The 17,675-nt window shown below is 58.1% G+C and carries 11 protein-coding genes; 3 read left to right on the forward strand and 8 right to left on the reverse strand.

The window, feature by feature from the left end; genetic code table 11:
- Window positions 1-110: 110 nt before the first annotated feature.
- The 7 genes from ACTHND_RS16255 to ACTHND_RS16285 form a co-directional block, all read right to left on the reverse strand.
- Window positions 111-1,262, reverse strand: coding sequence for a 1,4-beta-xylanase (locus ACTHND_RS16255; RefSeq protein WP_440179016.1), 1,152 nt, complete (start codon window positions 1,260-1,262; stop codon window positions 111-113).
- Window positions 1,263-1,292: 30 nt separating this feature from the next.
- A complete protein-coding gene (locus ACTHND_RS16260) occupies window positions 1,293-3,401 on the reverse strand; it encodes a beta-galactosidase (RefSeq protein WP_440179017.1) in 2,109 nt (702 codons plus the stop codon).
- Window positions 3,402-3,509: 108 nt separating this feature from the next.
- On the reverse strand, window positions 3,510-6,236 hold the full coding sequence (locus ACTHND_RS16265; RefSeq protein WP_440179018.1) for a TonB-dependent receptor: 2,727 nt from the start codon (window positions 6,234-6,236) through the stop codon (window positions 3,510-3,512).
- 404 nt (window positions 6,237-6,640) lie between these two features.
- Entirely contained in the window at window positions 6,641-8,503 is a 1,863-nt protein-coding gene (locus tag ACTHND_RS16270; protein ID WP_440179019.1) for a beta-galactosidase, read from the reverse strand.
- A 220-nt stretch (window positions 8,504-8,723) separates the two neighbouring features.
- Window positions 8,724-9,506 carry a FadR/GntR family transcriptional regulator gene (locus ACTHND_RS16275; RefSeq protein WP_440179020.1) on the reverse strand — a complete coding sequence of 261 codons (783 nt, stop codon included), beginning with the start codon at window positions 9,504-9,506 and terminating at the stop codon, window positions 8,724-8,726.
- 64 nt (window positions 9,507-9,570) lie between these two features.
- On the reverse strand, window positions 9,571-11,043 hold the full coding sequence (locus ACTHND_RS16280) for a glycoside hydrolase family 30 protein (protein WP_440179021.1): 1,473 nt from the start codon (window positions 11,041-11,043) through the stop codon (window positions 9,571-9,573).
- A 304-nt stretch (window positions 11,044-11,347) separates the two neighbouring features.
- Complete coding sequence (locus tag ACTHND_RS16285) at window positions 11,348-12,979, reverse strand: alpha-L-fucosidase (RefSeq protein ID WP_440179022.1); 1,632 nt, start codon at window positions 12,977-12,979, stop codon at window positions 11,348-11,350.
- Window positions 12,980-13,431: 452 nt separating this feature from the next.
- Between ACTHND_RS16285 and ACTHND_RS16290 the strand changes: the two genes are divergently transcribed.
- The 3 genes from ACTHND_RS16290 to ACTHND_RS16300 all read left to right on the forward strand — a co-directional run bounded on the left by ACTHND_RS16290 (window position 13,432) and on the right by ACTHND_RS16300 (window position 16,632).
- Window positions 13,432-13,575, forward strand: a complete 144-nt coding sequence (locus ACTHND_RS16290; protein WP_440179023.1) for a hypothetical protein — start codon at window positions 13,432-13,434, stop codon at window positions 13,573-13,575.
- Entirely contained in the window at window positions 13,572-15,212 is a 1,641-nt protein-coding gene (locus ACTHND_RS16295; RefSeq protein ID WP_440179024.1) for a sodium:solute symporter family transporter, read from the forward strand. The genes ACTHND_RS16290 and ACTHND_RS16295 overlap by 4 nt, the downstream gene beginning before the upstream one ends.
- A gap of 163 nt (window positions 15,213-15,375) precedes the next feature.
- Window positions 15,376-16,632, forward strand: a complete 1,257-nt coding sequence (locus ACTHND_RS16300; protein ID WP_440179025.1) for an MFS transporter — start codon at window positions 15,376-15,378, stop codon at window positions 16,630-16,632.
- A gap of 73 nt (window positions 16,633-16,705) precedes the next feature.
- Here ACTHND_RS16300 and ACTHND_RS16305 read toward each other — a convergent pair whose 3' ends face one another.
- Window positions 16,706-17,674, reverse strand: coding sequence for an aspartyl/asparaginyl beta-hydroxylase domain-containing protein (locus tag ACTHND_RS16305; protein WP_440179026.1), 969 nt, complete (start codon window positions 17,672-17,674; stop codon window positions 16,706-16,708).
- Between the last annotated feature and the right edge of the window lies 1 nt (window position 17,675).

The following is a 17,675-nucleotide window of genomic DNA, read 5'->3' on the forward strand; positions in this document are numbered from 1 at the left end:
GAATAAAATAAGAAAACAGTTGGAACTACCCAAAGCCGCTTTCTTGACGGGCCGGTTGTTCGCCGAGCCCGTCCTCCGTCCCCTGCATGATCAGTTCCCCGCGAACCGCCCTATTTCTTCCTGAACGTTTTTTCCGCTTCGGCCGTCATCGCCCTGATCTGCGCCGTTTCGGCCGGCCGGTAAGGCTTGCCATCCGGATAGAAGATATCGTGGAACCAAAGGGTCGGAGGGCTTTTCGTGTAGGGTTTTTCCCATGAATCCCACGGCAGGTTGGTCTGGCTCTTGCCGAGCACGAAGCCCCAGTTGATAGCGCCGACATTATATTTGCGCGCCATCGGCAGGGCCGTGTCGAAGGTCGAGCCGTTGCCGCGCGCCATGTACTCGGTCATGATCAGCGGGCGCCCATAGGGTTGCAGCGACTTTATGCGCTCTTCCAGGCGCTCCGGCCAGTCATAGCTATGGAAGCTGATGACGTCCGACTGATCGATCTGCACGCGCTCAACCGCATTCAGCTTGCCGTTCGGCGACCAGTCGTCATTATGCCAGACACCGGAGGTCAGGGGCTGGCTGGGGTCTTGCGTACGCGCCCAGGCAAAGACCTGCGGCAGCAGCTTGGCCACCTGCGCGGTCTTCGTCTGTTCGTCGAGTTGCTTATAGTTGCCGCCGCCCTGATTGTCGGGTTCATTCCACACGTCCCAGGCCAGGATGCGCTCATCCCTCGCGAAAGCGCCGACAATGCCCTTGACGTAAGCTTCGTACTTGCCCCAGCCGGCCTCTTCGATCAGGCCGGCCGTGCCGGGCGACTGCACCCAGCCGGAATTATGCACGCCCGGGATCGGCGGATGCTGCGGCCCCAGTTTCGGGTTCGGATCCCAGCAGGAATCGAACAGGACGAGCATCGGCTTGATATGGTGCTTGGCCGCGATATCCAGCACGGTATTGATGCGCTTCTTGAACCCTTCCGGGTCTTGCGCCCATAGCTGGTCCTGCAGGAAGATGCGCATGGTGTTCATGCCGATACCTTCGGCGTAACCGAATTCCTTGTCGATCTCGGCCGGATTGAAGGTATCGACCTGCCACATCTCGAACTGGTTGATGGCGTCGGTCGGCAGGAAGTTGGAACCGACCAGCCAGCGCTGCTTCGCGTACCACTGGTTCGCCGCTACTGCTGTCCAGCGGGCCGTCTCGGCATGGGCCTGACCGCCAAGGATGGCCAGAAGCGCCACAGACGCCACGCCCGCGCGGAAAGCTTTCGAAGACATGAAACTCACGACTATTTCCTCCAGTTATTATTAGTTTTCTTCGATAATTTTGATGCCCCAGGGCTCAAGACCCAAGTCCGTGTTGGTCGCCACGCCGGCACCCGACAAAAGCTCCTTGCCGGCAGCAAAGCGATAGGACAGGGTTTGCGGCGTCGCAGAATAGTTCAGGACATAATGGACGCTGTGGCCATTATGCAAAGTGCCGGAACGCACAATGACGGGGAAGCGCGCCCCGGACGACTGATCGGCTACGCCCGCGCCCTGGACTTCCTGCGCCAGGATCTTGTCGATCAGGGCATCGGTGGGCATGAAGCCGATATAGGTTACCTGCCCCTTGCCGTACTGATTACGCGTCACGGCGGCATAGTCCGGCCATGAGGCGTGCTTGTAACGCGCCACCACCTTGGCCGTGGTCGGCGTCACAAATTCCATCCACCAGCGCGCCTTGTTATCCGCCTCGCCAACGCCGAAGGGATTGCCTTCGAGCGACACATTGTCCGGGATCGTGAACTGGTTGTATTTTATGCCGGCGGCCTCGGCGATATGGCCGGGCTGACTCTCATAGCGCACCTTGGTGTTCTCATCGGAGAAACCGCTCTTGAAGGTATAGACGAGATGCCCGCCCTTCTTTGCAAAGGCGTTCAAGCGGTCGATCTCGGCATCGCTGGCGGCATAGAGCGCCGGCACGACGATCAACTGATAATCCTCCAGGGGCGTGGTCGATGACGGCGACAGGATATCGACCTCGACGTTCTGGCGATACAGGGAATCGTAGAAGGGGCGCAGCACCTCGTTATAGCCAATGCTCCTGCCCTCGGCATTGATCCGGAAGGCATCAAAGCCACTGAGTGCCATGTTGCTGACATAGATGGCGACCTTGTTATGCTTTTGCATATGGACGAGCTTTGGCCCCAGGCGCTTGAAATCGGCGCCGATGGTCTTGGCCTCTTCATAGGTGGCATTCGGCTGGTAATCCTGCGAGAGCAGTCCGCGCCAGTAGGTTTCGATGGCATTGGCGGTCGTGGCCCAGTGCCAGTATTCCACCATGTCGGCGCCCGATGCCAGATGGCTGAATGCCTGCAAACGCAACTGCCCCGGATAGGGCGTCCAGTCGGGGAAGCCCTGCGCCTCGGTTTCCAGCACCAGATAGTTCTGACCATTCTTCATAGAGCGCGTGACATCGCCACCGAAGGCGATTTCAGTGCCGGTCAGCTTATCCTGACTGGGGTGATAGATATCGATGCCGGCGATATCGAGCGGTTTGGCGGCTTCCCAGTGATTGACCTCCGGCTGGATGCCGTAGGAATAACCGCGCCAGCCGAGGTCGAAATTCTGCGTGATGAACTGGTCCGGCCTCGCATGGGCACGCACCAGACCGGCCTGCCAGATCAAGAAATCAGTAACCAGACCGCGCTGGTATTCGGCGAAGGCATTGCTCAGGCTGGCATTGATGGAACCACTGACCGAAGGAAAATCCTCCCAGCTATTGATCCGGTTGCTCCAGTAGTCGAGGCCGAAGGCTTTATTCAGATCGTCAAGGTCCGGATATGTCTGCTTCATGTGCGCCACGAAGCCGGCCTGCACATTCGGGCCTGACGTTCCGTAAGCCTTGGTTTCATTATCGACCTGATAGCCGATGACCGCCGGATTATCCTTCACATGGTCGATCAGGGCGACGATCACCCGCTCTGACGCCCGGCGGTAATCCGAATCGGTAATGTCCATATTCTGGCGCGGGCCGTATTTATTTGGCCCCTGCGGCGTGATGGCCAGCACATTGGGATGCGCGCGGACCAGCCAGGTCGGGACCGCATAGGTGGGCGTGCCGATGATCACCTTGATGCCTTGCCGGTTCATGGCCGCCAGGGTGCGATCAATATGACTGAAATCGAAGACGCCTTCCTGCGGCTCAAGCGTGCCCCAGGTGGATTCGGCGATACGGACAACGGAAATGCCTGCCGCCTTCATCATCCGCGCGTCTTCCTCGACGCGATCAACGGGCGTGTATTCATCGTAATAGGCGACGCCGAACAGGACCGTATCCGGCTTTTTCGGTTCGGCATCAGCGGCGCCCGACCAGAGACCAAACAAGCCGGTCAGCGCGGCAAGCGTGATGGTGAGGGATTTGCGCGTTCTCATGAATGGGCCCCTGACTGATAGCGATGGGGCCGAATCCGTCCGGACCGGTCCCAAGAACTTGAAATCCAGCAATAATTCGGGGGCCGCAAGGCGCGGCCCCCTCATTCATCAGTTATATTTGAAGCGGACTGACAGGCCATAGTAGCGGCCTTCGTCACGGATATCACGGACGAACCGCTTACCCGCTTCGTACTCATGGAAGTTATGGAAAGGCTTGGCCAGGATGTTCGAGACATCAAGATTGAGCGTATAGGCGTCGGTCGGCGAATAGCTGAACGAATAGTCCAGACGATTTACCGCTTCCGTGCCTTCACCTTCCCAGCCACCGCTGCGATTATCATAGGAATTGATCCAGCGCGAACGGCCGTTATAGGACAGACGTGTCGAGATTTTGTCCTTTTCGTAGAAGATGGCCAGGTTGTAGCTCCAGTTCGACACACCTGGGATCTTCACCATCTGGCCCGCGCCACCCAAAGCCGCGGGCAGTTCGTTATAGGCGTCGATATAGGTCAGGTTCGACTGAACACCGAGACCATTCCATGCGTCAGGCAGGAAGTCGAAAAAGGTTTGGCCCGCAATTTCTATACCCTTGATCTTACCCGCGCCGGCGTTTTCAGGACGGGACACTTCAAGAACGCCGTAAACGGGATCATTCGTCCGCGTCGTGTAGTTGTTAATAAAGCCAAAGAGATCGTGATAGAATACGGCCACACTCGCGGAGGTATTTTGTGAAGGATAATATTCCAAAGTGATGTCGTAGTTGGTCGAGGTCAGCGGCTTCAGGTCTGGATTACCGGCAGAACCGTAGGCGTCGGCCGGGTCAGGATTGTTACCACCAGTGCTCGGATCAAATTGGGTGATATTGTACGCCGGGTTGAGCTGACCGAAGTCAGGACGCGTGCGGGTTTTGGTTACACCCAGACGAATCTGCATTTCGCTGTTCGGCTTCAGGCGCATGCTGAAATTAGGCAGAACATCGATGTAGTTCTGATCAATGGTTTTCGGAACGCCGGTTTCGACATTGTTCCACTTCACGCGCGAATATCCGCTGTATTTGCCGACCGTATTGACCACACGCACACCAATCACACCGTCAACATCCGAGTTGAAGAAGTGGGTTTGATAGTGCTCCTGGGCGTAAGCTGTACGGGTCGCTTCCTTGGCGGTGAAACCACGGAATGGATCATAGCCCATGAGGATCGGGGTGTACTGCGCCACGCCACCAGTATTCCCCATTTGGGCAAGCGCCGCGCGGGTCTCTTCCACCAGCAGCGTCGTGTTGTCTACGATGCCGGCACGCGAAGGCTGCAGGTAGTTCCGGAAGCCCTGATCGCTGCCCCTGAAAGTATCTTGCGTGAGAGACAGTTCGCCAACACCGATCGAGTCGAACGGAATGGCGAGCGGCAACACCCAGCCATAACGATCATTGGCTTCGTAGAAAGCGTTACGATCCGAGTAACGCAGGCCGGCTTTCAACTGTTTGAAGATACCCCAATCGGTATCATAGACCGCATCGCCACGCCACTGGATACCGTTGCCGCCAACCTTGTAGATGCTTTCATAATAGCCGCGCCAGATATAATTGCTGGCATCCGAGACATCTAGACCTTCGGCCGACCAGGCAGCGCCACCGTCAGTGACATAGCTGACATTAATCGGATAGGATTGCTTGAGCGCCGAGTCGAGGCTCCATGACGAGTTCGAATAAAGGCTGTTGGTATAGGCCAGATCAGTGGAGAGCTTCAGCTTGCCGCTGGTCCAGCTGCCGCCCACAGCGATCTGCTGTGTGTCAGTGCGGTCAAAGCCTGTCGAGCGGTAGAACTGGATCGGATCACCGCCCGTGTTGGTCATGCTGGCGACTTGATTGGTGCCTTCCTGCATCACGACATTGGTCTTTGTACCGCTCCACAACGGTGCCATGGCCCAGTCATTCCAGTGTTCGGCGCGATAGGCCTGCCACAGGAAGTCGGCGTAAAGTTCGGTTTGATCGTTCGGGCGCCATTGCAGGGTGGCATTGGCCGAAGGTCGCCAGCGGTGGCCGGTATCCATATAAACGCCAACCTGGTCCGGATACCTGACGGTTTGTCCATTCACAGTACCGGAAGCGATATAACCGGTCGCCCAGCGCACGGCATTGCGGAAATCCTGCTCGGTGTAGGAGAGGTTCAGCAGGGCGCCCATTTCACCGGCGCCGGTCATCCAGCGATCGGTGATCAGCACGTTGCCGTTGGTGTTGAACTTGCCGTTCTGGTCGTTATAGGTCTCGCGGACGGCGCCATCGATTTCAAAACCCTTGAAATCGAACGGGCGGCGGGTGCGGACATTGATCAGGCCGGCCAGGCCCGGCTCCAGCAGGTCAGCCGTGCCGGATTTGTAGACCTCCATGCCGGCCAGGGCGCCGGACGGGAAATCCTGCATCTGAACACGGCGCAGTTCGGCGGTTGAAATATCGCGGCCATTGACGGTCGTGGCCACATCCGGCAGGCCGCGCACCAGCACGCCGCTGCCTTCGTCACTGCCATGCGTGATCTGAACGCCCGGAAGGCGCGCCAGCGATTCGGCCGCATTCACATCGGGGAGCTTTCCGATATCTTCGGCCACGACGGCGTCGATGATCGAATCAGACCGGCGCTTGATTTGTTGGGCGGAGCGCAGACTGGCGCGATAGCCCTTGACCACGATGACGGTCGGATCGTCCTTATCCTTGGCTTTTTCGGCAGTTGCCTGATCGGTGCTGGCCGCCGTCTCTTGAGCCGTCTCCTGGGCCGCTTCCTGGGCAAACGCGGCACCGCCAGCAATCATCAGCACGATGGACGCAGACGCGAGCAATCTCATTTTGGACTTCATAAAGTTCCCTCCTGTTTCTTCTGGCGGCGTCACGGCGCCGGTTGAGGGGATTTGTACGACAATATGATTTTATTTTCAAATCGGATTTATATAGAATGAGTAATGAGGCCGCGTCGTAACAATTATGCAACAACTGGACCCACATCCCGAACGCAAAAAGGCCGCACCGCATCGTGCAATGTATAAAACATATTGATTATAAACAATATTTTAAAAAATAAACTCTTTTAAACCGTCCGTAATGGGCAGTGAAGGCAAAACACGCTTCGCAGCGAAGACTACATTTAATCATACCATTTTGAAAATAATCGACTCTTTAAAGCCGATTATTTTCATTTCCTATCGCGTAATGCAGTTAGCATCCAAAAATGCGGCATTAAACCCGGAGGCCGTTACGCCTTCACCAGTCCCGGCAAATCCCAGATTTCATTTGGCCCGCCCGCCAGTGTGCGCTCGCCCGCCTCATGCAGATCGAGCACGACCACTTCATTGACGCCCGACTTCAGCCAGGGCCCCGGCACGAACATGGCGCGCTGCGGACCAACCGACCAGTAACGGCCAAGATTATGCCCGTTGACGAAGACATAGCCTTTGCCCCAGCCGCGCATATCCAGGAAGGTAAAGCCCGGCACGCCGCCATCCGCCGTCACAGTGAAAGTGCCGCGATAGAAGGCCGGCCCGGCCACGGGCTTGGCGGCAAACGTCAAACCCGAGACATTATCGAAGGTGATGCCCGCCTGCTCCCAACCGTTAAGCGGCGCGCCATTCAGCGTCGCCTGTCCGATCAGGCCCTTCTGGTCGCGGCCGATGTTTTTGCCATAGTTGCAGTGGCCATGGGTATCGACCCAGATTTCCAGCACCGCCCCTTTGGCGACGTCGATGGCCACGGAGGTTTCTTTCAGGCGGCGGTCCAGCGTTGCCACCGTGATCCCATTGACCCGCACCAGGGCATAGTCGCGGACATCGTCGAATTTCAGGACGCCCGACAACGGCGCTTCAGCGCGATGGCGGTAGACCATCAGGCCGTGCATCTGGCCCAGCTCATCAAGCGATTTCGGCGACGACTGGTGCACTAGCTTACCGAGAAGCGGCTCCAGAGGCGCCGCCTCCGTCAGGCGGAAGCGCGGCACCGTCACCGGCACCTCGGCCGGCGGCAGGGGCGCGAAAGACTCTGCCGGAAGATAGTTCTGGAAGAGGGCCTTGACCGCCGCATATTTCGGCGTTGGCCGGCCGGCCTCGTCCAGAATGGCGTCGTAGTCATAGCTGGAAATATCGGCGCTGTAGCCCTTGGAATCCCAGTTGGCGCCGGCATACCAGCCGAATGACGTGCCGCCGTGCAGCATATAGAAACTGATCGACATTTTGCGGTCGAGCATCCATTTCAGGCTGTCGACCAGCGGCGGAATCTCCATGGTCGTGTGCAGGTCGCCGAAGGCATCATACCAGCCGCCCCAGAGCTCGGAATTGAAGAAAGGCCCGTCGCCGCGCACCTTGACCCGCGCCGCGAACTCTTCTTCCGCCTTGTAGTTGGTGCCGAAATTGATGCCGGCGACGATGCCCGGCAAAGAGCCGTTGGCGACAAACTGCGACGGATCGGCCGTGTAAAGCAGGCCGGAGAACCCGGCGTCGCGCTCGGCCTCCATGACCTGGCGCATATAGTCGTGATCAGCGCCGAAAGCGCCGTATTCGTTTTCGATTTGGGTCAGAATGATCGGCCCGCCATTATCGATCAGCAGCGGTACCAGTTCCTGGCCAAGGCGCTTGAACCAGGCCTTCATCGGTCCGACAAATTTGGGGTCGCTGGTGCGGGCGATGCCGGTTTCTTCGGGGAAGAGCCAGGCCGGCAAGCCGCCGCTGTCCCATTCGGCGCAGACATAAGGGCCAGGCCGCAGGTTCACCCACAGTCCCTCTTCCTGCGCCAGTTTTATATAGGCCGCAACGTCGAGATTGCCGCTGAAATCAAAGACGCCCGGTGACGTCTCATGGGCATTCCAGAACACATAGGTGGTCAGCGTGTTGAGCCCCAGGGATTTCAGCTTGCGCAGGCGATCGCGCCAGTATTCGCGCGGAATGCGGGGATAGTGCATTTCGCCCGCCAGGATCTGGAACGGCTTGCCATCAAGCATGAACTGGTCATTCGCCACCGTAAAACGCGATGCGGTCTTTGCGCCGGCCGCGCCGGACAGGGCAATCACGGCGCCGGCGCCGCCCACCGATGCCAGGAAATTCCGGCGCGTTTGTTTCATCTGGCTCATTCGTTCCTCCTGGCTCAGGCTGCGCACGCACAGGCACGCCCAACGCTCACATTTAGTGTGATTAATTTATTCGCCACCTGGAAGGAATTTTCAAACGTCCAACCTGCCGAACTGAAAACGCAGAATTTTCACGGGCGACAGACCAATCCATAAGCGGCCACGCCTATGAATTATCACACAATAAGAATACAGCAATTATAAAATGCGATTTATTGCCAGATTATCGCGCTTCGTCTTCAGCCTCGCGCCGCTTTTGCGATCGGCGAGTGTCTTCCAGCGCCAGGCGCACCAGGGTCTCCATCGACCAGCGCGCCGCCCGGCCGTCCCCCGCCTCGATGGCCTCAAAGACGCGCGCATGATCCTGCCAACTGCTGCGCGAGTCCTTGGGGTCCGTCGATTTCAGACGGGTAGACCAGGCAATGGCCGCGGCGATCGAACTGTTGAGCGAGATCAGCACCTCGTTGCGGGTGGCAATCAGCAGTGTCTTGTGAAAATCGATGTCCGCCAGCCGGCCGGTTTCGGTCGCCAGGGTCTCCACGCGCATCACCTCCAGCGCGTGACGCATACGCTCGACCTCTTCCGCCGTCCGGCGTTCGGCGGCCAGTTCCGCCGCGGCCGGCTCATTGATCAGGCGCAGTTCGAACAGGCCATGGATAAAATCCTCCGTCGGCGTGGTCTCGAACATCCAGCCCATGACTTCGGGATCGAGCAGGTTCCAGTTCGTGCGTTCGCGCACGCGCGTGCCGCGCTTGGGCCGGCTATCGACAAACCCCTTGGCGGCCAGAATTTTCAAGGCTTCGCGGTAAGGCGTGCGGGAAATATTCAGCGCCTCGCTGGAATCGAGCTGGAAGGGCAATGTATCACCCGGCCTGTAGACACCATTCAGGATATCGACGGCCAGCCGATGCGCCAGGGTGCCATGCAGCCGCCCATGGGAGACCGCTTCCTCATAGGTCGAATCGCCAAATCCCTCCAGGTCGGGACCATTTCCGTTCTCAGTCATGCCTCACACCGCTCCCAATGCCTGTGCTTTATGAGCGAGGCCGCCTTCCGGCGCAAGGCGGTAGTCACGACCGCGCCGTCACAATAAAGGTGGTCACCGATAATGGCGGCGCCACCAGCCCCTGCTCAAGAGGCTCAGCCTCGCCGGCCTTTACCGCCCGATGCGTCTGGTCCGTTACAATCCTGGTGACGTGATAACCTGTTTTCATACCAGGAAAGTCTATGTCCAGGCGGCGTTCATAAGGCCCCGGATTGACATGAACGACCACGAACGACTGGCCGTCCGCCCTTACCGCCACGACCGTATCAGTATCATCCACCGGCAGGAAGCGATCACCCGGCCGGATATAGCGGGAGAAATTGGCCATGGCGCCATATTTCGAAGTAATATTGATCTTTGGGTCTGTCGGATTGGTATAATCCATCTTGATCAGCCCCCAGTTCGACCCCTTGCCCGGTTCCAACGTCTCGCGCTCAACCGCCTGCCACAGTACCCACGCAACTGGCTGCATACGGTTGATATCGCTGACGATTTGCTCGCCCAAAGCAATGGCCGGACGCATATCGTCGAAATCCTGCGTCACATTGGGCGGCGACAGGTCCACCTCGGACATCCACAGGCGCTTGCCGGTCATGCAGGCGATATCGCGCACCGCCGTCTTGCCGGTTGTATTGTAGCTGTGCGCATTGATCTGATCGATCGCGGCCCTGGCCTCATCGTCCAGCCCCTCCCAGTCCTGCACAAAGGTCTGCGCATTGGTCTCGTCAATGCCGGATATTTGCATGTCCGATTTCTCCGCACGCAAGGTTTTTCGGACCGCCTTCAAGATCAGCGACTGCCGGGCCGGCGACCAGTGCGCGCCCTCCTGCGTATTGGCGGCATACCAGTAAGGCGTACCCGGCTCATTGACCGGCGATAGGGTGCGGAAATGGATATGGTGCCGCTTTTCCAGCTCAAGCGTCACCCTGACCAGATAATCGGCGAATTTATCTTCGTAACCGGGCCGCAGATTGTCATCCAGGCCGCTGGCATTGCCGGAAACCCGCCCGCTTACCGTCATGAAGTAAGGCGGCGAGTTTGAAAACGCTTCAAAAATCTGCTCACGTGCCGGCACCCGCGTCCGGATGGCATCCAGCCACCAGCGCTGCCCCGCATCCGCCGACCAGTCCCACTGCGCCGCCTCGTCGGGGTTCCACCAGTCCATACCGGCGGCACCGGCCGGCCGGCGCCAGAAGCCGGGGATATCAGCCCCCAACCGCAGATAGGTTTCCGTTTCGGACGCATTGCCGCCGCCGATATTATAACGGGCAATATTGAATTTCAGGCCATCGGCGCCATAGAGCAAATCCGCCAGGTGTTCGCGCTGCGCCGGCGGCAGCTTCCCCGTCACATTGGCAAACCAGGCCAGGGCCGTACCCCATCCCTCGAATGGCTGGCCCGGCTCGGCCCAACGCGGAGCGACCCTGACCGTCACGGCCTGGCGGGTTACCGGCGCAGCCTGCGACAGTTCAGGCCCCAATGCGAGTAAGACACCCAAGCTTACCCGCCAGATCAAACGACGGAAATGCCCGCCAAAAAGCGTCATGGAATAATCCCTTATGGCAGCCAGAGCTGGATAAGTCGAAACAGAGTGTGGCTTTGCGGATATAACAGATGTCTCTGACTTGAAGGAAATTCCAATCCTGCACAGCAGATATTTTTTGCCAGGCAAATCGGCGCCCGACTTTCAGTATAACCGCACAAATCTGCGTCTAAGCCAACTTTTCCTGTCAAGCCGCCGGTCGACCGAACAATGACATTCCCGCTCGAACAAACCTGTTTCGGGAAAGGTCGAAATCCGGCTAGACCAGGCCGTTTCCCAGGATCTTGATCGCCACCCCGAAATCATGAGCCGCGCTTGCGGGAATATCGACATGCAGGCCGGCCTTGTTTTGGGTAAAGCGCAAAGGTTCGGAATTGCCAACCACTTCTACCCGAGACACTTTTCGGCGCTCACCGAGCGAAGCGATGCTGATTTGCTCGCCTGGGCGTCCCAGCGTCATGGCATAAAGCGCTTTGCCCTTGGTCGTGAAACGGATATCTTCACGACTAAACCCCTTGAAGCCGCCTTCACCAAACTGACCGGATGTGAGTTGAGTTGGGCCTTCGCCGGCAATATGCCACGGTCGCGTATCAAAAATGGCCTCCCCGAACCGGGCTGTCCACGACGAAATTTCTTCTACAATGCGGCGTTCTTCACTATCGATTGACCCATCCCCGCGCACAGGAATGCTAAGCAATAGATTTCCATTTTTCGAGACAACATCGCAAAGGCGATGGACCACAGCGGCAGCCGGCACATAAGATTTATCGATATAGCGCTGACGATTATAATGCCAGTCACCGATGCAGGTGTCGGTCTGCCATGGATGCGGCACTATGTCAGCCCTGAACCCCCGCTCGACATCCTCGATGACCGCTGCCCGACGATCCTCAGGTATATTCTTGGTGTTTATCACAGCATCCACACGGCCACCATTTCGGGCGGAAGAACTGTTGTAAAAATGGGCGGCGATATCCAGGCCAACCTGTCCTAATGGAAGGTCAAAATTATCGAAATACAACAAGTCGGGTTGATAACTGTCGATAAGGTCCTTGCAGCGCAGATACCACTGACGCACGAAGGCCGGATTATGCGCCGGAGGATTCTCGTCCCACACACGATCATTAAGTTCGTGCCAGGCATCGGCGGCGGCGATTGTTGTGATCCCGTCAGGCAACGGCATTACGGCCCCCGCGTATAAAGCCTGCGGATCAAGCCCCTCCCACCACTTGCCTGCACCATCGTATTTCGTGAGCTTGAACGCATCATAGCGCTCACCCGCACGCGCACCTTCAGGGTCATAGCCATAGGCTGTCTGAAACCAGTGCCAGGCATGAGCAGAATGATTTGACACCCCAAATCTTAAGCCGCGCGCGCGCGCAGCCCTGGCCCAAATACCGATAAGATCTTTTTTGGGGCCGATGCGGGTTGAATTCCAATCGTGGAATTTCGACGCATAATTGTCGAAATTGTCGTGGTGATTGGCCAGAGCCACAAAGTAGCGGGCGCCGGCCGCCTTATACAGATCAAGCAGTTCATCTGGATTCCAATTCTCGGCCTTCCACATGTTGGTCAGTTCCATAAAGCCGGAATCCGACGGATGGCCATAGTTTTTCAAGTGGTGATCGTAGTGATGATTACCCTGCAAATACATTTCACGAGCGTACCAGTCGCCATCCTCAGGCACGCATTGCACAGACCAATGAGCCCAGATACCGAACTTCGCGTTCCGGAACCAGTCAGGCGCCTGATACAGGGTTTTCAGAGAGTCCCAATTCGGCTTGAAGGGGCCATCAGCGATTTCCGCCAGTGCCGGCGCTGCGCCGCCTAGCGAACCTCCCGCGAGGCCGGCTGCCGATATTGATTTCAATATGTCCCGCTTGGAAAGCATTGTGCCCTGCCTTTATTCATTCGTCATCACACACTGAATTATCGTACAAATGGTAGAAGCACAAGCGCCTGTGAAAATTACTTTTACCTGTGGCAGTAAATTACATTATTCAAGCCCGAAAAAAGCCGTGTACAGCCTCGCCCCACCAACACGGGGACGGTCGGTCAGGCAGGACAATACACGGCGACGACCCAAGCGACAGTGGTCGAGTTGAGAAGGGACCAGGGAGACTGAACCCTTCCAGAACCTTAGGCGGCGACCGGCACCAAACGCGCACCGACAACAAGGCAAGTCTAAAGCTCACCGCCATTAAATCACACTTATTTTTCAACGCAAGTAAATTTGTACGATTTATTTATGCAGCACTACCACCCACTAAACGCCAAAGTGTAGCAAGGCATGAAATTGAGCCCTGTTGACATCCGGATTACCGCGCACATTAATGCGATTAAATGTCGCGACATTTCGTCGCCACCATTGTCTCCGCCCAAAAGATCGAAGTGTATATGGACCTGCCGCAGGCAATGAATTACGAACGGAGTCCGGGCACGCCGAAGCGTATCAAAGACCCGTTCGGCACAGGCGGGATGCGATGACTTCGAATTTTCTATCTCCCCTCGATATCGCCATCACCCTCATCTATGCGCTGGCCATTTTCAGCCTGGCGCAATTTGTCTCAAATCGCAGCGCTAATGTCCGGGAAAGTCCGAAGGGCTATTTCTTTGCCGGCAACCAGTTGCCCTGGTGGGCCATAGGCGCCTCCCTTATTGCCGCCAATATTTCGGCCGAGCAGATCATCGGCATGTCCGGTTCGGGTTTTCGCATCGGCCTGGCGGTCGCCTCCTATGAATGGATGTCGGCCGCCACCCTGCTGCTGGTCGGCAAGTTCGTGCTGCCCGTATTCTTCAGCACCGGCAGTCTCACCATGCCGGGCTTCCTCGCCCGGCGCTTCGGGCCCAGCGTCCGTTACCTGATGGCCATATTCTGGCTGGGCCAATACATACTGATCAATCTCACGGCCATCCTGTGGCTGGGCGGAACCGCGGTCACCACGGTCACCGGCATGGACCCGATGCTGGCCCTGATCCTGCTCGGGTGTTTTGCCCTGGCCTATCAGTTTTCCGGCGGCCTGAAAGCCGTCGCCCTGACCGATGTGGTCCAGGTTTCGCTCCTGACCCTGGGCGGCCTGATCATTCTGGCGGTCACGCTGAGCCAGATCGGCGGCCAGACTTCACTGCCCGGCATTGCCAACGGCTTTCATGTCCTGATGACACGCTTTCCCGACCACTTTCATATGATCCTGCCAAAAACCAGTCCGCACTACAAGGATCTGCCGGGCATCGCCGTCCTGGTCGGCGGCATGTGGATCATGAACCTGTCCTACTGGGGGTTCAACCAGTACATCATCCAGCGCGCCCTGGCCGGAAAATCCCTGCCGGAAGCGCAAAAAGGCATCGCCTTCGCCGCCTATCTCAAACTGCTTATGCCGGTCATCGTTGTCCTGCCCGGCATGGCCGCCCTCGTCCTGGCCCCTGATATCACCCGTTCCGATCAGGCTTACCCGACCATGATGACCCTGCTGCCACCTGGCTGTCTCGGCCTGGTTTTCGCGGCGCTGGCGGCGGCGATCGTCGCCTCCTCGGCCTCAAAGATCAATTCGATCGCCACCATATTCACCATGGATATCGTAAAGCCGACCTTTCCCGCCCTTTCGGATCAGACACTGGTGTCCATCGGGCGGATCGCCTCGGTCGGCGCTCTGGCGATTGCCATTCTGGTCGCCAAACCCCTGCTCGGCAATTTTGACCAGGTCTTCCAGTTTGGTCAGAGTCTGACGGGGTTTTTCGCGCCAGGCATAGTGGTGATCTTCGCGCTCGGCATGTGCTGGAAACGCTGCACGACCGCTGGTGCCTTTTCGGCGATCGCTATTGGTTTCATCATGTCGTGCGCCTTTTACGGCGCCGCCCACCTCCATCAGCACCCGGAGATTAATGGCGCCTTCCCCGCATGGATTACCGGGCACATACCCGACATGCCGTTTCTTAATCGGGTCGGCTGGGTCTTCTGGATCTCACTGCTCACCTGTATCGGCATCTCGCTGATGACAAGCGAGCCGTCTTCAGAAGCGGTCGTGGATTTGACCCGGATAGACTTTCGGACCACGCGCGCCTTCAATATTGCCGCCGTTGGCGTTCTGGTCGTGCTGACAATCATCTATGCCGTCCTGTGGTGACAGATAGGAGCAGCCGACCAAGCGCCGCATAAATCACATTATTTATCGCTAAAACATGAGCCGAAGAACAATTTTCTTGAATTTGTCGATAAAATCGCGCTCTTTAAAATTTATAAATCATATTTAAAATGACCACGTTCCAGTTGAGCGGATACACAATTCAATGGGTACAACCCAGGACACGGGGATAAAGCCGGCGGCCAATTCGACCGGCATGGCGCAATCACCGCGCCAGGTCGGCACCATGCTCAGGCAAGCCATTTTTTATGGACTTCTGTGCGCAGGCACCGGTGCAAGCCTGCCATTCCTGCCTTCCTGGCTGCGACAGAATGGGATGTCAGCCACGCAGATTGGCTGGATTCTGGCCGTTCCACTGATTGCCCGCGCCATCACCGGCCCCCTTTCCGGATTATGGGCGGACCGGTTCATCAAGTATAGGACCCCGCTTCTATGCCTGGCTCTGTCAGCCACCGCGGCCTATGTCCTGATGGGCGTCATTTCGGTTCCCACCACCGAACGCTTCTATTGGTTCATCGGCCTGTTCAGCATAGGCTTTACCGCCATCGCCAGCATTACACCGCTGCTGGATGCCATGACCATGCAACTGGGACGCAGCGGCGGCTTCAGTTTTTCCTGGGTGAGAGCCAGCGGATCGGCCGCCTTCATCTTCGCCAATATTTCCCTGGGCTACCTGCTCCAGATGGTGGGGGTGGACGCGGTCCTGGCCTGGATGGTCACCTCGGCGCTGCTGGTAAGCCTGGCGGCAAGGTTCCTGCTGCCTGCCAGCGCGCGAATCGATCCGTTATTGCTGTCGCGCCGGGACATTCCCAGCCTGACACGCCTGGCAACTCTGCTGAAAAACAAGCGCTTCGTGCTTTTGATCATCGCGTTAGGCTGCATGCAGGCGGCACACAGCTACTATTATGCCTTTTCAACCCTGCTCTGGGAAAGGGACGGCCTGTCGCCCACCCTTTGCGGCTACCTGTGGGCCTTCGCGGTTGTGAGCGAACTGGTATTTCTCGGCCTGGGCGGGCGGTTCCGCCACCGCCTCGGCCCCTGGAGGCTGCTCATGCTTGGGGCCACCGCCGGCGTTCTGCGCTGGGGCCTTATGTCGGTCACATCCGACATCTGGCTGCTGTGGCCCATGCAGGCCCTGCATGGCCTCACCTTCGTCGCCGTCTATCTCGCCGGCCTCGAACTGGTCTTCCTGCTGGTGCCTCAAGGCTATGAGGGCCTAGGACAGGCGATTAATTCGGCCTATGCCAGCGGCACACTGACGGGATTTGGCATGGTGTTCTCCGGCACCATATACGAAGCCTTCGGCGCCCGCGGCTATGGCTTCATGGCCGCCCTGTGCCTCTTGGGCCTGGGCATCGCCTTATGGCTTTACATGACCCGAAACGACGTGAAGGCTGCGTGATGGACCGGGCTTTCAGATGCACAAAAGCCGCCTGACATTTCTGCCTTACGGATTTGGTTGTGGGCAGCCCCCCCTACCGATTATCAATATGCCCTTCTGAAAATGGCTTAGTCGCATCATCGGTAAGCAGATGTTGCAGCACCCGTTTTTCCAGCACCAGCAGCGCGCCGGCGCCGTTGGTGCGCATGACAAGGCCCAGGCTGAGCGCCTTCGCCGCGTCATGTACCGCCCCCGCCAGTCGCAGAAATTCCGGCCGCCCCCGCCCATCCGTGCCATGCAGGGCGCAGAGCTGACGCCAGTCTTGCACGAAACTCTCCAGTAAATGGCCAAACCGCGCGGCATCGGCGTTCCCATTTATGGCTATCAGCTCGGCGCGCAGGTCGTCGATCAGCCACTGCACCTCGGCGGCCGGCATTACCGGTGATTGCTGGTTGCGCTCGGTCAGAAGCTTAGGATGGATGTCCGGCCTCCAGGGCATCGTCCGCCATTGCGCGCGCGGCAGCGCTTCCCCGGTCGCAAAACGCCAGAAACCCGCCGTGCCGGTGGTATCGGCGACCAGATGGATACGATCGGAACCGGCCTTGTTTTCCACATGGTGCCTGCGCCAGTTGTCGAAGATCCAGGCTTCGCCGGCCGCCATATGCACCGATTGCCCGTCGCAGTGAAAACGCACCCCCGCCTCCGTAAAAACCGGAATGTGCAGCCGCACCCGAGTGTGCCAATGGTAATTGATATCGGCGTGCTCGGGCACACCGGCGCCCGGTGCCAGGCGCATCAGCCGCGAACGGCCCCACACCACGCCGAAGCCGGCGAGGACCTGACGCAGATAGGGTGTGCCTGTCAGCCACTGCGTCGGCAGCATCTGGCCGTGGACGGAATCCGTCTCGGCGCCATTGGCGCTGATCAGGCGCGCCGCGCTGTTTCCGGGCACCCCGTCGGGATGCGATACCCAGGCTTCGACCGGGAGGGCCGCCACCTCGGCTTGCAAACGGCCTACGTCGAGCAGGACGGGAAGCTGGAAGAAGGGTTGCGACAGCTTCATA

It is taken from the genome of Asticcacaulis sp. (assembly GCF_051954415.1).
In the GTDB taxonomy this organism is placed as follows: domain Bacteria; phylum Pseudomonadota; class Alphaproteobacteria; order Caulobacterales; family Caulobacteraceae; genus Asticcacaulis.

Bases quoted from the DNA above. Each gene is read 5' to 3' on its own strand.
- ACTHND_RS16255 (WP_440179016.1), bottom strand. From the start codon at position 1,262: ATGTCTTCGAAAGCTTTCCGCGCGGGCGTGGCGTCTGTGGCGCTTCTG.
- ACTHND_RS16260 (WP_440179017.1), bottom strand. From the start codon at position 3,401: ATGAGAACGCGCAAATCCCTCACCATCACGCTTGCCGCGCTGACCGGC.
- ACTHND_RS16265 (WP_440179018.1), bottom strand. From the start codon at position 6,236: ATGAGATTGCTCGCGTCTGCGTCCATCGTGCTGATGATTGCTGGCGGT.
- ACTHND_RS16270 (WP_440179019.1), bottom strand. From the start codon at position 8,503: ATGAGCCAGATGAAACAAACGCGCCGGAATTTCCTGGCATCGGTGGGC.
- ACTHND_RS16275 (WP_440179020.1), bottom strand. From the start codon at position 9,506: ATGACTGAGAACGGAAATGGTCCCGACCTGGAGGGATTTGGCGATTCG.
- ACTHND_RS16285 (WP_440179022.1), bottom strand. From the start codon at position 12,979: ATGCTTTCCAAGCGGGACATATTGAAATCAATATCGGCAGCCGGCCTC.
- ACTHND_RS16290 (WP_440179023.1), top strand. From the start codon at position 13,432: ATGTCGCGACATTTCGTCGCCACCATTGTCTCCGCCCAAAAGATCGAA.
- ACTHND_RS16295 (WP_440179024.1), top strand. From the start codon at position 13,572: ATGACTTCGAATTTTCTATCTCCCCTCGATATCGCCATCACCCTCATC.
- ACTHND_RS16300 (WP_440179025.1), top strand. From the start codon at position 15,376: ATGGGTACAACCCAGGACACGGGGATAAAGCCGGCGGCCAATTCGACC.
- ACTHND_RS16305 (WP_440179026.1), bottom strand. From the start codon at position 17,674: ATGAAGCTGTCGCAACCCTTCTTCCAGCTTCCCGTCCTGCTCGACGTA.